Raw genomic sequence first — 13,558 nt, forward strand, 5'->3', positions numbered from 1 at the left:
GGAACCAGATTCTCTCGTCCAACCCCGGGCGGGGTCAGCCCGGCGCGTTCACCATGAACTGGGCGGCGTGCTGGACGTAGGCCCAGAACTGCGCATCGTGCTCGGGGGAGAGGTCGGCCTTGTCCAGGGCGGCGCGGAAGTGCTTGAGCCAGTGGTCGCGGGCCCGTTCGTCGACGACGAAGGACACGTGCCGCATCCGCAGGCGCGGGTGCCCGCGCTGCTCGGAGTAGGTCGTCGGTCCGCCCCAGTACTGCTCGAGGAACATCGTGAACCGGTGCGCCGCGGCGGCGAGGTCCTCCTCGGGGTACATCGGGCGCAGCACCTCGTCCTCGGCGACGCCCTCGTAGAACGTGTCCACGATCGCCTTGATCGTGTCGTGACCACCGATCGCGTCGTAGAACGTCTGCTCGGTCTGGGTCATGACTTGGCGTCCTCCACCTGGATCGTCGGGAACGTCGTCGGGATGCGGATCCCGGCGCGGTCGAACTCGGCCTTGATGCGGCGCCGCATCGCGCGAGCCACCAGCCACTGCTGGGCGGGTGCGGTCTTCAGCACGACACGGACCACGATGCCATCCTTGTCGAACCGCTCGACGCCCCACACCTCAGGGGCCTCGATGATGACGTCGTGGAACTGCGGCTCCTCGTAGGTCGACGTCGCGACGTCCTGCAGGATCGCCTGGACCCGGTCGAGATCGGTCTCGTACGACACCGTGATGTCCAGGACGGTGCGCGCCCAGTTCTGGCTCTGGTTGCCGACCCGCAGGATCTCACCGTTGCGGACGTACCAGACCGTGCCGTTGACGTCGCGCAGCCGCGTGACCCGCAGGCCGACGGCCTCGACCGTCCCCTCGGCCTCGCCGAGGTCGACCGAGTCGCCCACGCCGTACTGGTCCTCCAGGATCATGAAGATGCCGGACAGGAAGTCCTTGACCAGGTTCTGTGCGCCGAAGCCGAGGGCCACGCCGACGATGCCGGCGCTGGCGATGATCGGTGCGATGTTGATGCCGAGCTTGGCCAGCACGCTGACCGTCACGATCGCGAAGATGACTCCGGTCGCAAAGCTCTTGAGCAGTGAGCCCATCGTCGCCGCGCGCTGCTGACGGCGGGCGTGGACGGCGGGGCGCCGGTCGGCCAGGAACTCGCCGGCGCGGCTGTTGGCGATGACGCCGGGCACGGCACCCTTGCCCGCCCGTGTGACGAGTCGGTCGATCGCCCGGCAGACGAACCAGCGGAACAGCAGGCCGAGGACGATGACCAGCACGATGCTGCCCGGTGTCGCGACGAACCATTCGTAGGCCTTGCCCTCGGGCAGCTTCCAGTTGATGTCGAGGTGAGGCATTGCCCCAGCCTACGGGTGGCTACGATGGGGCCCATGAAGACTCCTGCTCGCGTGCTCGGACTCGTGCTCGCCACCGTCGTGACGTTCATCGCCGGCTCGGGCGCGGCCTTCGCCGACGCCCCCACGGGATCGGCGTGGCCCAAGGGAGACGGTCGCAGCGACCTCGACAACTGGCTGCTGTTCGGCGGCGGCACGGTGGGCCTGTTCATCGTCATCTCGCTGTTCGGCCTGCTGACCGCGCGTCGCAACTTCGTCCCGCCGGCGCCCGGCGCCCACGTCGCCACCACGAGCGACAACAGCCCCGCCCACCACTGAGGGCGGACGGGGCCGTGACGGCTCCGATGGGCGACGCGGTCAGCGCGGCGCCATGCGCAGTGCGCCGTCCATCCGGATGGTCTCGCCGTTGAGGTAGTCGTGATCGATGATCATGCCCACGAGCTTGGCGTACTCGGCCGGCTCGCACAGCCGCTGCGGGAACGGGACGCCGGCGGCCAGACCCGCGCGGATCTCCTCGCTGACGGTCGCGAGCATCGGGGTGTTGACGATGCCCGGGGCGATCGTGCAGACCCGGATGCCGTACTGGGCCAGGTCGCGCGCAGCGGGCAGCGTCATGCCCACGATGCCGCCCTTGGACGAGGAGTAGGCGACCTGCCCGATCTGGCCGTCGAAGGCGGCGATCGAGGCGGTGTTGACGATCACGCCCCGCTGGCCGTTCTCGTCGGCCTCGGTCCGGGCGATGGCCTCGGAGGCCAGGGCCAGCACCGTGAAGCTGCCGACCAGGTTGATCTGCACGATCTTGGCGTACAGGCCCAGGTCGTGGACGCCCTTGCGGCCCAGGATGCGGGCCGAGGGGCCGATGCCGGCGCAGTTGACGACCGAGCGCAGCGGAGCGGCCTCGGCGGCGGTCGCGACCGCTGAGCGCACCTGCTCCTCGTCAGTCACGTCGGCGGCGACGTAGGTGACGCCGTCGATGGCCGGCGCCTGCTCGATCGAGCCGGGCAGGTCCAGGGCGAAGACCGACGCGCCCTGCTGGGCGAGATGGGCGGCCGTGGCTGCGCCGAGGCCGGAGGCTCCGCCGGTGACGATCGCGGCGGTGTCGTTGAGCTGCATGCTTCTCCTGTGGGTGGGACGGGTCAGCGCGCGAGGTTGCGGCTGATGACGAGTCGTTGGATCTGGTTGGTGCCCTCGAAGATCTGCATGACCTTCGCCTCGCGCATGAAGCGCTCGACCGGGAAGTCCTTGGTGTAGCCGGCTCCGCCGAGCACCTGCACGGCGTCGGTGGTGACCTTCATGGCGTTGTCGGTGCACACCATCTTGGCGATCGACGCCTGGCGTGAGAACGGCAGCCCGGCGTCCTTGCGGCGCGCCGCGGCCAGATAGGTCGCCCGGGCGGACTCGACCGCGGCGGCCATGTCGGCCAGCAGGAAGCCGAGGCCCTGGTGGTCGATGATCCGGCTGCCGAACGTCTCGCGCTCCTTGGCGTAGGCGATCGCGACGTCGAGTGCCTCCTGGGCCAGGCCGGTCGCGACCGCGGCGATGCCCAGCCGTCCGGAGTCCAGGCCCGCGAGCGCGATGGGCAGGCCCTGTCCCTCGGCGCCGAGGCGCCGTTCGGCGGGGACGTGGACGTCGTCGAACAGCATCGTGGCCGTCGTCGAGCCCATCAGGCCCATCTTGTCCTCGGGGGTGTCGGCGGTCAGGCCGGGGGAGTCGGCCGGCACCAGGAAGCAGGAGATACCGCGGCCGCCGCCTCGTCCTGAGCCTGTCGAAGGGTCCTCGGACGTGCGGGCCATCACCTTGTAGAAGTCGGCCTGGCCGCCGTGGGTCGTCCACGCCTTCGCCCCGCTGATGACGTACTCGTCGCCGGAGCGGACGGCCTTGGTGCGCATCGCGGCCGGATCGGAGCCGGCGTGGGCCTCGGACAGGCAGTAGGCGCCCAGCTGCTCCCCGGACAGCATGCCCGGCAGCCACTGCTGCCTCTGCTCCTCGGTGCCGGCGGTGAACAGCCCGAAGCACGACAGGGCGTGGACGCTGACGCCGACCCCCACGCTCGCGGACGCCGAGGCGATCTCTTCCAGCGCCTGCAGGTAGACCTCGTACGACTGACCGCCGCCGCCGTACTCCTCCGGGTACGGCAGGCTCAGCAGCCCCGCGCGTCCGAGCGTCCGGAAGACCTCGCGGGGGAATCGGCCGCTGGCCTCGATCTCGGCGACCGCGGGACGCAGCTCCTTGTCGACGATGCTGCGGGTCAGCTCGATCAGGTCCTGCGACTCCTCGGTGGGCATGAGCCGTTCGGCGGGCATGGCGTCCTCCTGCGTCGGTGTACGAAGCACTGTACTGCAGGACGCGCTCTGGTACCGTGGCGCCATGACCGACCGCGCGACGACGACCGCGTCACGCACCGCGGTGCTGCGCGAGGAGATCATCGCCATTGTCCTGGCCGAGGGATTCGCCGATCTGCGCCTGTCGTCGCTCGCCGCACGACTCAGCTGCTCCAAGTCGACGCTGTACGCGATCGCGCCCAGCAAGGAGCAGCTGCTGGTCTCGGTGGTGCGGTCGTTCTTCCGCACCGCCACCGAGCGGGTCGAGGCGTCGCTGGCCGAGGCCACGGCGCCGGTCGAGCGCATCGCGGTCTACCTGCAGGCGATCGCCGCCGAGCTCGCACCGGCCTCGGACCGGTTCTTCGCCGACGTGGACGCGTTCGCGCCGGCCCGCGAGATCTACCGCGACAACACCCGCGCCGCGGCGCGCCGGGTGCAGGCCCTGGTCGAGCAGGCCGATCCGTCGGCGGACGCGCGCTTCATCGGTGCCGTGGCCGGGCAGGTCATGGAGTCGATCCACCGCGGCGACATCCGGGCCTCGACCGGCCTCGACGACTCGGCGGCCTACCGGTCCCTCGCCGAGCTGATCGTCGCCAGGCTCTCGGGCAGCGCGGCGTGACCACGACGCAGGAGGTCCCCACGCTGCTGGTCGTCGTCCCGGTGGCCGCGGTGACGCTCGGGCTGATGACGTGGCTGCTGCACCGCCGCGCGGGTGTCACCGTGCCGCGCCTTGCCGTGGCCGTCGTCGCCGCGGTCTACGTCGCCGGCATCGTCGCCAACACGCTGCTGCCGTTCCGCCTCGGCGCCACCGGCCCCAGCCCGTCGTGGACGGTCTTCCTGGACCTGGTGCCGCTGGCCGACGTCGAGCAGGGGGACGTGCTGCAGAACGTGGTGGTGTTCCTGCCGCTGGGCTGGCTGCTGGCCCTCGTGCTGGGCGTCGACTCCGCGGTGCGCGTCGTGCTCGGCGGTCTCCTGCTCAGCCTGGCCATGGAGGCGGTCCAGCTCGGCAACGCGGTCACCGGCCACGGCGGGCACGTCGCCGATGTCGATGACCTGTGGGCCAACACGGTCGGCGGCGCGCTCGGGTACGGCCTGTTCCGGCTGGTCGTGCTGGTGCCGCCCCTCGGACGGCTGGCGGCGGCGGCCACGTGGCCGGCCCCCGGGCGGGAGCGCCGGCTCACCGCTCGCCGAGCACGTCGCGCATCGGCGGACGCTCGGCGGTGGTGACGGTCCGCTCGGACATCTGCATCCGGCTGCCGACGCGGGCGAAGACCACGGCCGTGCTCTCGACGACGCCCGGCCCGTCGGGCTCGGCGCGCAGGTCGAAGGCGGCCCGGACGTGCTGCGTCATGGCGCTGAGCGCGGCGAGGTCCTGGTGCCGGTGGCGGCGCAGCCCGAGGTCGACCTGCGCCATCGCCGCCAGCCCTTCGCGGCGCTCCACGTCGATCATCAGGCCGATGTCGACGCCGTAGTGCGACACGAACGGGATCGAGCGCAGCACGTCGGCGCGGAATGCGCACTCACCGGCCAGCGGCTGGACGAATCCGGCGAGCCGGGGTGCGCGCTCCAGGATCAGCGGCCGTGCGACGAGCTCGGTGACCCGTCCGCCGCCGGAGGAGCGCGGGGGACCCGATGACCACGGCCGGTCGTAGAAGGCCTTCACGAAGGCGAGGTCCTCCTCGAGCAGCAGCGGCCCCACGAGCCCGGTCACGAAGTCGGCGGTGAAGTCCTCGACGTCGGCGTCCAGGTAGACGCCGATGTCGCCGGACATCACCGCGAGCGCCTTCCACATCGCCTCGCCCTTGCCGGGCCGGCCGCCGAGCTCGGGCAGCAGGTCGTCGACGTGGAACACCTGGGCGCCGGCGTCGCGCGCGATCGCGGCGGTGTCGTCGGCGGAGTGCGAGTCGATCACGATGATCTCGTCGACGAGTGCACACTGCTGCATCAGCTCCGTGCGCAACGTCGTCACGATCGGGCCGATCGTGGCCGCCTCGTCCTTGGCCGGGATGAGCACGCTGATGCCGCGCCCGCCCTTGGCCGCGACGAGCGTCGCGGCGTCGAACTGGTCGGCCCGGTACGTGTGGGTGTCGAACCACGTCGAGACGTCCACCTGCTCAGGCAAGGCCGCGCACCACCCGGGCCGGGGGCCGGTCGCCGCGGATGCTGGCGGCCATCTCCAGGACCCGCCGCGTCGCGACGACGTCATGCGACCGGAACACCGCCGCGCCCGCACGTGCCGCGATCGCCGTCGCCGCGAGCGTCCCCTCGTGCCGCTGGTCGACCGGCTGCCCGAGCGTCTCGCCGATGAAGTCCTTGTTCGACAGCGCCATCAGCACCGGCCAACCGGTGGCGACCAGCTCGTCGACGCGGCGCAGCAGCTCGAGCCCGTGCCAGGTGTTCTTGCCGAAGTCGTGCGTCGGGTCGATCAGGATGCCCGCGCGGGGCACGCCACGCGCGACCAGGTCGTCCGCGGCGCGGGTCGTCTGGGCGATGACGTCCTGCACGATGTCGTCGTAGTGCACCCGGTGCGGACGCGTGCGCGGCACCGCGCCGCCGGTGTGCGAGCACACGTAGCCGCAGCCGAACTCGGCGGCGACGTCGGAGAGCTCCGGATCGGCGCCGGCCCAGGTGTCGTTGATGATGTCGGCGCCCGCATCGGCGCACCGGCGGCCGACGTCCGCGCGCCAGGTGTCGATGCTGATCAGGACATCCGGGAACTCCTGGCGGATCGCCGCCACGAAGGGCACCGTCCGACGGATCTCCTCGGTGACGTCCACCTCCGAGCCGGGTCCGGCCTTGACGCCGCCGACGTCGATGATGTCGGCGCCGTCGGCGACGGCCGCCCGCACGGCGGTGCGGGCGGCCTCGTCGGCGAAGGTCGCGCCCCGGTCGAAGAACGAGTCGGGTGTGCGGTTCACGATGGCCATGACCAGCGCACGGTCACTGGTGACCCTCCGGCCCCTGAACGTGAGGTCGACGGTCATGGGATCGAGTGTGTCAGAAGGCTGCCTGCGCCCTGAGGGCACGAGCCAGGTCGTCACGTCCCTCGGACACGTAGCGCTTCGCGGCGGGATTGGCCGACGTCGACTCGAGCCATGCGTCGACCTTGTCGAGCGTCGCCTGCGACGGGTTCGCCAGCGGGAACAGGTTGATCAGCGCGACCTGCCCGATCCAGACGCCCATGTCGTCGATGATCGTCGCGGCCATCTCCAGGTAGCGGTCGACGAACGGCTCGAGCACATCGGCCTGACCGGACACCTGGAAGGCGCCGGCGGTCTGCCGACGGGTCTCGTTGGGCGTCGAGGGGTCGACCGCCGCAGCCTGCCACGCGGCCTCCTTGGCCTCTGCGGTCGGACGGATGGCGCGCGCCGCCGCGGCCCGCTCCTTGCCCGAGATCGTGTTGTCGGCCTCGAGCGTCGCGGCGATCTCGGCCTCGTCGGCGTCACCCAGGCGGGCCAGGGCCGTGACCAGGCTCCAGCGCAGGTCGGTGTCGACCGTGAGCCCGTCGAGGCTCCCGCCGAGGATCTCCCGCAGGCGAGCCGGGTCGGACGATGCGGATGCCAGCGCCCGGACCAGCGCCAGCTGGTGGTCGCTGCCCGGCTCGGCGGCCTCGACCAGCTCGTTCAGGCCGGCCTCCCAGCGCCGCGCCAGGGCGGGCCGCGCCTCGTCGGACGTGTACAGGTTGACAGCGCCGTTGCCCTGGCGCAGCAGCGAGCCGACGGCCGTCAGGTCGGTCTCGGAGCCCACGCCGGCCAGGACCAGTGTGACGAAGTCCGATCCGGACAGCTCGGCGTCGCGGGTCATGTCCCACGCCGATCCCCAGCACAGGGCGCGGGGGAGCGACTCCTCGAACGTGGCGATGCTGTCGACCAGCGTCGCGAACGAGCGCTCGTCGAGGCGGATCTTGGCGTAGGTGAGGTCGTCGTCGTTGAGCAGCACCAGATCGGGCTGGCGGTGACCGATCAGCTCGGGGATCTGCGTCGACGCCCCGTGGACGTCGGTCTCGATGCGCTCGGTGCGCACGAGCTTGCCTTCGACGCGGTCGTACAGGCCGATCGCGATGCGGTGCCGGCGCAGGGTCGGGTACGCCTCGATCGCGGTCTGCTCGACCGAGAAGGACGTGAAGACACCCTCGTCGTTGGTCTCGAAGACCGCCCGCAGCGTGTTCACGCCGGACGTCTGCAGCCACTCCTTGCTCCAGTCGCCCAGCTCACGGCCGGAGGCCGCCTCGAGCTCGACCAGCAGGTCGGACAGCTGCGTGTTGCCGTAGGCGTGCTTGTCGAAGTAGGCGCGCAGACCGGCGAAGAAGTCCTTCTCACCGACCCAGGCCACGAGCTGCTTGAGGGCGGAGGCGCCCTTGGCGTAGGTGATGCCGTCGAAGTTGGCCTCGACCGCGTGCAGGTCGTAGTTGTCGGCCGCGATGGGGTGCGTCGAGGGCAGCTGGTCCTGGCGGTAGGCCCAGTTCTTGCGGGCATTGGTGAAGCTCGTCCACGCATCGGTGAACCGGGTGGCGTTGCTCGAGGCGTGCGAGGCGGCGAACTCCGCGAACGACTCGTTGAGCCACAGGTCGTCCCACCACTTCATGGTCACGAGATCGCCGAACCACATGTGGGCCATCTCGTGCAGGATCGTGTTGGCGCGGCTCTCGTAGGCCGCGACGGTCTGGCGGCTGCGGAAGATCATCTCGTCGCGGAACGTCACCGCGCCGGCATTCTCCATCGCGCCCATGTTGTACTCCGGCACGAACAGCTGGTCGTACTTGCCGAACGGGTAGGCCATCTCGAAGGCGCCCTCGAAGAACTCGAAGCCCTGCTTGGTGATCAAGAAGATGTCGTCGGCGTCGAGGAACTCACGCACCGACTGGCGGCAGAAGATGCCGAGCGGGATCTCGTCGTAGGCGCCCTGGTACGAGTCGGTGACCGAGACGTAGTCGCCGGCGATCAGCGCCGTGATGTAGGTCGACATCTTCTTGGTGGGTGCGAAGTGCCAGGTGGACGTGCCCTCGGCGGCCGGCTCCGGCTCGGGGGTGGGGGAGTTGGACACCACGGCCCAGTGCGACGGCGCGGTGACGTGGAAGACGAACGTCGCCTTCAGGTCGGGCTGCTCGAACGTCGCGAACACCCGGCGGGCATCGGGCACCTCGAACTGCGTGTAGAGGTAGACCTTGCCGTCCGACGGGTCGACGAAGCGGTGCAGGCCCTCGCCCGAGTGCGAGTACGGCAGGGTCGCGGCGACGACCAGCTCGTTGGTCTCGGCCAGGTCGGTCAGCGCGATGCGGTGATCGGCGTAGGCCGAGACGTCGACGTCCTGGCCGTTCAGCGTGATCGAGGAGATGTCACCGTCGACCAGGTCGACGAATGTCGACGCGCCGGGTGTGGCGCCGAAGGCGATCGTCGTGACCGAGCCGAAGTGGGACTCGGAGTCGAGGGTGAGGTCGAGCTGCACGTCGTACGTCTGGGTGGAGACGACGGCTGCGCGCTCGCTGGCTTCTTCGCGGGTGAGATTGGTACCAGGCATGTCTTCATGCTTTCACGGGGTCGGTGAGTGGGCGAGGCGGGTGATCAGGCCCATCTCGGGCAGGATGGGGGCATGCACATCCCGTTCGCGCAGTCCGAACGTTCGACCGTGGGCATCGAGTGGGAGCTCGCGCTGGTCGACGCCGACTCCGGTGACCTGCGACAGGTGGCGCAGACGGTCCTCGAGGCGGTGAAGCCCGCCGACGCCGAGCAGCACCCGCACATCCGCCAGGAGCTGCTGCTCAACACCGTCGAGGTCGTCTCGGGCGTGTGCCGCACCGTCGCCGAGGCCGGCGCGGACCTGCAGCGCGCGATCGACGAGATCCGCGAGGTCACCGACCCGCTGCGGGTCGAGCTGATGTGCGCCGGCACCCATCCCTTCGCCAGCTGGACGCAGCAGAAGGTCACCGACAAGGAGCGGTACGCGACGCTCATCGACCGCACCCAGTGGTGGGGACGCCAGATGATGATCTACGGCGTCCACGTGCACGTCGGCATCGAGGACCGCGACAAGGTCCTGCCGATCAGCCGGGCGATGCTGACGTACTACGGCCACCTGCAGGCGCTCAGCGCGTCGTCACCGTTCTGGGGCGGCAAGGAGACCGGGTACGCGTCCAACCGGGCGCTGATGTTCCAGCAGCTGCCCACCGCGGGGCTGCCGTTCCAGTTCGAGCACTGGAGCCAGCTGGAGGGCTATGTCGACGACATGCTGCACACCGGTGTCATCGACGTGTTCGACGAGATCCGCTGGGACCTGCGCCCGTCCCCGAAGTTCGGGACGCTCGAGGTGCGCGTGTGCGACGGCATCCCGACGATGTCGGAGCTGCTGAGCATCTCGGCGCTGACCCACTGCCTGGTCGAGTACTTCTCCTGCGAGCTCGACGCCGGCCGTGAGCTGCCGACCATCCCGCCGTGGTTCGCCCAGGAGAACAAGTGGCGCTCGGCGCGCTACGGCATGGACGCGATCCTCATCCTGGACAAGCACGGAAACGAGGACCTCGTCACGACCGACCTGCACCGGCTGCTGGACCGGCTGGAGCCCATCGCCGCACGCCTCGGCTGCACCGAGGAGCTCGGCGGCATCCACGACATCGTGTCGGGCGGGGCCTCCTACCAGCGGCAGCGGCACACCGCAGCGCTCAACGCCGGCGAGCTCGACGCGGTGGTCGGCTCGCTCGTGCAGGAAATGCGCGCGGGACGTCCGGTGTTGCACCCGTCATGACCTCAACCGAGACCGTCGACTTCTGGTTCGACCCCCTGTGCCCGTTCGCCTGGATCACGTCCCGCTGGATGCTGGAGGTGGAGAAGGTGCGCGACGTGCACACCAACTTCCACGTCATGAGCCTGTCGGTGCTCAACTCCGGTCGCGACCTGCCGCAGGAGTACGCCGACATGATGGAGCGCGGCTGGGGCCCGGTCCGCCTCGCGATCGCCGTCGAGCAGCAGCACGGCCCCGAGGCGCTGCGCCCGCTGTACACCGCGCTGGGCACCCGCAAGCACAACGAGGGCCGCGAGTTCGACATGGCGCTGTACGGGGAGGCGCTCGAGGAGGCCGGCCTGCCGGTCGAGCTGGCGAAGGCCGCCGAGGACGCATCGCTGGACGACGCCGTCCGGGCCTCCCACCAGGTCGGCATCGACAAGGTCGGCGAGGACGTCGGCACTCCGGTCATCGAGATCGCGGGCGTCGCGTTCTTCGGCCCGGTGCTGCAGAGCATCCCCAAGGGCGAGCAGGCCGGCACGGTGTTCGACGGCGCGCGGGCGCTGGCCGGCTTCCCGGACTTCTTCGAGCTCAAGCGCACCCGCAAGGGCGATCTGTCCTTCGACTGACGCAGACCCGGCCTAGGCTCTTCGCATGAGCCTCCACCCGCAGTCACAGGCCCTCCTCGACGCACTCGCCGCCGAGGAGGGCCTGTCGCTGCCCGGGGACCTGGACCGGATCCGCGCCGAGGCGCACGACGCGGCGCTGAGGGCGGACCGCATCGGGCTCGACCACGTCGCCGACGTCGACGCGGACGGTGTCCCGTGCCGGCTGTACCGGCCGCGTCCGGGCGCGCCGGTCGCGCTGTACGTGCACGGCGGTGGTTGGGTGCTGCACGATCTGGAGACCCACGACGTGTTCTGCCGCTACCTGGCGCACCGGACCGGCTGGGCGCTGCTCGCCGTGGACTACCGGCGGGCCCCCGAGCACCCCTATCCGGCGCCGCTGAACGACGTCCAGACCGCGGCGGCCTGGATCCGGGCGCACGACCGTGAACACCGCGTCGACGCGTCCTTCCTGCCCGGGATCGGTGACTCCTCGGGAGCCAACCTGGTCGCGGGCCTGTGCGTCCGGCACCCGTCGGCGCTGAACTTCCAGGTCTTGATGTACCCGCCGGTCGACCGCCGGGCCGAGCTGCCGGAGGACGAGGCCAATGCGGCACTGGACGGCCCCGGCATGGAGTGGTTCTGGGAGGCGTACGCGCCCGGCGACCTCGGCGATCACCCGGAGGTCTCGGTGCTCGGTGCCGACAACCTGGCCGAGCACCCGCCGGCCTATGTGGTGAGCAACGAGCACGACGTGCTGCGCGACCAGGCGGAGGACTACGCGGCCCGGCTCGCGGCGGCGGGGGTCGACGTGCTGGCCCATCGCGCCCTGGGCATGGTGCACTCGTTCTGGCGGCAGCCTGCGGCCTTCGACGCCTCGCGGTCGACCGTCACGGCGGTCGGTGCGCTGCTCGACGCGCAGCGGTCGCGTATGCGCTGACTGGCATACTGTCCGCGTGCCAGCCCTGTCGTCGAACGAATCGTTGCGCGAGCGGTACGAGCGTCGCAAGCTGTTCTTCATCCACGACCACCGGATCAGCGTCCGGTTCAGGCGGTGGGCCGCCGCCGCGGTGTGGCTCAACGCCGCCGCGCTCGTGGCGCTGGCGCTGGCGGTCCGGACCCTCGTCGACAGCGCGCCGGGCGTCGGGCTGTGGGCGATGGCGGTGCTGGCGGCCGCGGCGACCGTCGTGGCCCTGCGGCGTCCTGCCCCGGCGCCGCACACCCACGGGCTGCCGGGTGTCCCCGACGGGCCGTGCCCCGGTGAGCACCCGGACCTCGGACCGTGGGTCATCGGCAGCCGGATCGCCGGCCCCCTGACCCTGGCCGTGCTCGCGGCCGGTCTGCCGGCGTGGGCGGTGCTGATCCCGTTCGTGGCGGTGCTCGTGCTGGCGTCCCGGGTGGCGATCTACGCCGTGGGGGTGCGCCGGCGCACCCGCCGCATCGCCCGCGCCCTGGCCGACCACGCGCCACGGTTCGCGATCGCGTACGCGGGCTACGGCGGCGGCCCGACCCACTTGACGATGTGGGAGGAGCCGCTTCTGAGCGCGGGCTACCCCGGCGTCATCTTCAACTTCCGCGAGCAGTACTGCCAGTACCTGCGCGAGAACACCGACCTGACCTCGCCGTTCATCCAGCTGAGCACCGACGCCGTCCGCGATCTGCAGATCCTGGTCGTCCCGACGCTCAAATGGTTCTTCTACCTGCACAACGCCCGGTCGAACTACCGGTACATGGCGATCCGCCGGGTCACGCACGTGTGGCTCGGCCACGGCGACTCCGACAAGCCCGCCAGTGTCTTCGCCCGCCACGCTGACTACGACCTGCTGGTCGTGTCCGGCACGGCCGCGATCGAGCGGTACGAGACCAGCGGTGTGCACATCCCGCGCGAGAAGTTCGTGGTCCTCGGCCGTCCGCAGGTGCACGGCATCGAGGCCGCGACGCGTCCCATCGCCGAGGTCGAGCGGCCCGTCGTGCTGTACGCGCCGACATGGCAGGGCAAGCGCATGAGGGTCAACTTCTCGTCGCTGCGGCAGGGCCCGGAGATCGTGCGGGCCCTGATCGACGCCGGTGCCGATGTCATCTTCCGGCCGCACCCGCTCTCCAAGCGGCACCCCCGGCTCGCGCAGTTCGTGGTGTACACCGAGCGCGTCCTCGCGGCGGACAACGACGACCCGTCGACCCCCGGTCAGCACGTGTGGGGCACGCTCCCCAACGAGACGTGGACGCTCAACGAGTGCATGAACCGTGCGGACGCGCTGATCTCGGACGTCTCGAGCGTGGTCTCGGACTGGCTGCAGTCGGGCAAGCCGTACGCGATGGTGAGCTCCAAGGGGATACCGGTCGAGGAGTTCCGCGAGCGGTTCCCCGTCGCCCGCGGGGCATACATCCTGATGCGCGGCCTGGACGGCGCTCACGAGGTGCTGACCGACATGCTCGGCGAGGACTCGATGCAGGAGCAGCGCCGCGCACTGCAGGTGAGGGTCCTGGGCGGTTACACGGGCAGGCAGTCCGCCGAGGCGTTCGCGGCGTACTTCCATGATCGCTTTGCCGGGGTGTCGGCCTGAGGGTCGCGACTGGGAC

The 13,558-nt window shown here is 70.7% G+C and carries 14 protein-coding genes; 7 read left to right on the forward strand and 7 right to left on the reverse strand.

What is annotated here, in order from left to right; genetic code table 11:
- Nucleotides 1–34 precede the first annotated feature (34 nt).
- Nucleotides 35–421: a globin gene (locus NQV15_RS05245; protein ID WP_232398552.1), complete on the reverse strand. Its 387-nt coding sequence runs from the start codon at nucleotides 419–421 to the stop codon at nucleotides 35–37.
- On the reverse strand, nucleotides 418–1,341 hold the full coding sequence (locus NQV15_RS05250; RefSeq protein ID WP_232398553.1) for a mechanosensitive ion channel family protein: 924 nt from the start codon (nucleotides 1,339–1,341) through the stop codon (nucleotides 418–420). Before NQV15_RS05250 ends, NQV15_RS05245 begins: the two co-directional genes overlap by 4 nt.
- A 33-nt stretch (nucleotides 1,342–1,374) precedes the next feature.
- On the opposite strand from NQV15_RS05250, the gene NQV15_RS05255 reads away from it, so the two are divergent.
- Nucleotides 1,375–1,656, forward strand: coding sequence for a hypothetical protein (locus tag NQV15_RS05255; RefSeq protein ID WP_232398554.1), 282 nt, complete (start codon nucleotides 1,375–1,377; stop codon nucleotides 1,654–1,656).
- A 39-nt stretch (nucleotides 1,657–1,695) separates the two neighbouring features.
- Here the strand turns inward: NQV15_RS05255 and NQV15_RS05260 are convergent, their stop codons facing one another.
- Both NQV15_RS05260 and NQV15_RS05265 read right to left on the reverse strand, forming a co-directional pair.
- Entirely contained in the window at nucleotides 1,696–2,451 is a 756-nt protein-coding gene (locus tag NQV15_RS05260; RefSeq protein ID WP_232398555.1) for an SDR family NAD(P)-dependent oxidoreductase, read from the reverse strand.
- 23 nt (nucleotides 2,452–2,474) lie between these two features.
- Nucleotides 2,475–3,641: an acyl-CoA dehydrogenase family protein gene (locus NQV15_RS05265; RefSeq protein ID WP_232398556.1), complete on the reverse strand. Its 1,167-nt coding sequence runs from the start codon at nucleotides 3,639–3,641 to the stop codon at nucleotides 2,475–2,477.
- A gap of 64 nt (nucleotides 3,642–3,705) precedes the next feature.
- Between NQV15_RS05265 and NQV15_RS05270 the strand changes: the two genes are divergently transcribed.
- Both NQV15_RS05270 and NQV15_RS05275 read left to right on the forward strand, forming a co-directional pair.
- Nucleotides 3,706–4,278: a TetR/AcrR family transcriptional regulator gene (locus NQV15_RS05270; RefSeq protein ID WP_232398557.1), complete on the forward strand. Its 573-nt coding sequence runs from the start codon at nucleotides 3,706–3,708 to the stop codon at nucleotides 4,276–4,278.
- Complete coding sequence (locus NQV15_RS05275) at nucleotides 4,275–4,886, forward strand: VanZ family protein (protein ID WP_232398558.1); 612 nt, start codon at nucleotides 4,275–4,277, stop codon at nucleotides 4,884–4,886. Before NQV15_RS05270 ends, NQV15_RS05275 begins: the two co-directional genes overlap by 4 nt.
- Here the strand turns inward: NQV15_RS05275 and NQV15_RS05280 are convergent.
- From NQV15_RS05280 to pepN, 3 genes are read right to left on the reverse strand one after another with little or no spacing between them, the layout of a single operon-like run.
- Nucleotides 4,837–5,781 (reverse strand): glucosyl-3-phosphoglycerate synthase, encoded by a 945-nt coding sequence (locus NQV15_RS05280; RefSeq protein ID WP_257125095.1) that lies wholly within the window; start codon nucleotides 5,779–5,781, stop codon nucleotides 4,837–4,839. The two genes, NQV15_RS05275 and NQV15_RS05280, sit on opposite strands and share 50 nt — an antisense overlap.
- Nucleotides 5,774–6,643, reverse strand: coding sequence for a dihydropteroate synthase (gene folP, locus NQV15_RS05285; protein WP_232398560.1), 870 nt, complete (start codon nucleotides 6,641–6,643; stop codon nucleotides 5,774–5,776). Before folP ends, NQV15_RS05280 begins: the two co-directional genes overlap by 8 nt.
- A 13-nt stretch (nucleotides 6,644–6,656) precedes the next feature.
- Nucleotides 6,657–9,176, reverse strand: a complete 2,520-nt coding sequence (gene pepN / locus NQV15_RS05290) for an aminopeptidase N (RefSeq protein WP_232398561.1) — start codon at nucleotides 9,174–9,176, stop codon at nucleotides 6,657–6,659.
- Nucleotides 9,177–9,248: 72 nt separating this feature from the next.
- On the opposite strand from pepN, the gene NQV15_RS05295 reads away from it, so the two are divergent.
- The 4 genes from NQV15_RS05295 to NQV15_RS05310 are packed head-to-tail and all read left to right on the forward strand — an operon-like array spanning nucleotide 9,249 to nucleotide 13,542.
- Entirely contained in the window at nucleotides 9,249–10,397 is a 1,149-nt protein-coding gene (locus tag NQV15_RS05295) for a glutamate--cysteine ligase (protein ID WP_232398562.1), read from the forward strand.
- The gene (locus tag NQV15_RS05300; protein ID WP_232398563.1) at nucleotides 10,394–11,002 is read left to right on the forward strand and encodes a DsbA family protein; all 609 of its coding nucleotides are present in this window, start codon (nucleotides 10,394–10,396) and stop codon (nucleotides 11,000–11,002) included. The genes NQV15_RS05295 and NQV15_RS05300 overlap by 4 nt, the downstream gene beginning before the upstream one ends.
- A 25-nt stretch (nucleotides 11,003–11,027) precedes the next feature.
- On the forward strand, nucleotides 11,028–11,918 hold the full coding sequence (locus NQV15_RS05305; protein ID WP_232398565.1) for an alpha/beta hydrolase: 891 nt from the start codon (nucleotides 11,028–11,030) through the stop codon (nucleotides 11,916–11,918).
- A 16-nt stretch (nucleotides 11,919–11,934) separates the two neighbouring features.
- Nucleotides 11,935–13,542, forward strand: coding sequence for a CDP-glycerol glycerophosphotransferase family protein (locus NQV15_RS05310; protein ID WP_232398566.1), 1,608 nt, complete (start codon nucleotides 11,935–11,937; stop codon nucleotides 13,540–13,542).
- The last annotated feature ends 16 nt before the right edge of the window (nucleotides 13,543–13,558 follow it).

Source organism: Aeromicrobium wangtongii (genome assembly GCF_024584515.1).
Lineage (GTDB): Bacteria > Actinomycetota > Actinomycetes > Propionibacteriales > Nocardioidaceae > Aeromicrobium > Aeromicrobium wangtongii.

What these genes read in the sequence shown, in the direction of transcription:
- NQV15_RS05260 (WP_232398555.1), bottom strand. Translation starts at nt 2,451, where the DNA reads ATGCAGCTCAACGACACCGCCGCGATCGTCACCGGCGGAGCCTCCGGC.
- folP (WP_232398560.1), bottom strand. Translation starts at nt 6,643, where the DNA reads ATGACCGTCGACCTCACGTTCAGGGGCCGGAGGGTCACCAGTGACCGT.
- pepN (WP_232398561.1), bottom strand. Translation starts at nt 9,176, where the DNA reads ATGCCTGGTACCAATCTCACCCGCGAAGAAGCCAGCGAGCGCGCAGCC.
- NQV15_RS05270 (WP_232398557.1), top strand. Translation starts at nt 3,706, where the DNA reads ATGACCGACCGCGCGACGACGACCGCGTCACGCACCGCGGTGCTGCGC.
- NQV15_RS05255 (WP_232398554.1), top strand. Translation starts at nt 1,375, where the DNA reads ATGAAGACTCCTGCTCGCGTGCTCGGACTCGTGCTCGCCACCGTCGTG.
- NQV15_RS05250 (WP_232398553.1), bottom strand. Translation starts at nt 1,341, where the DNA reads ATGCCTCACCTCGACATCAACTGGAAGCTGCCCGAGGGCAAGGCCTAC.
- NQV15_RS05300 (WP_232398563.1), top strand. Translation starts at nt 10,394, where the DNA reads ATGACCTCAACCGAGACCGTCGACTTCTGGTTCGACCCCCTGTGCCCG.
- NQV15_RS05295 (WP_232398562.1), top strand. Translation starts at nt 9,249, where the DNA reads ATGCACATCCCGTTCGCGCAGTCCGAACGTTCGACCGTGGGCATCGAG.
- NQV15_RS05245 (WP_232398552.1), bottom strand. Translation starts at nt 421, where the DNA reads ATGACCCAGACCGAGCAGACGTTCTACGACGCGATCGGTGGTCACGAC.
- NQV15_RS05305 (WP_232398565.1), top strand. Translation starts at nt 11,028, where the DNA reads ATGAGCCTCCACCCGCAGTCACAGGCCCTCCTCGACGCACTCGCCGCC.
- NQV15_RS05265 (WP_232398556.1), bottom strand. Translation starts at nt 3,641, where the DNA reads ATGCCCGCCGAACGGCTCATGCCCACCGAGGAGTCGCAGGACCTGATC.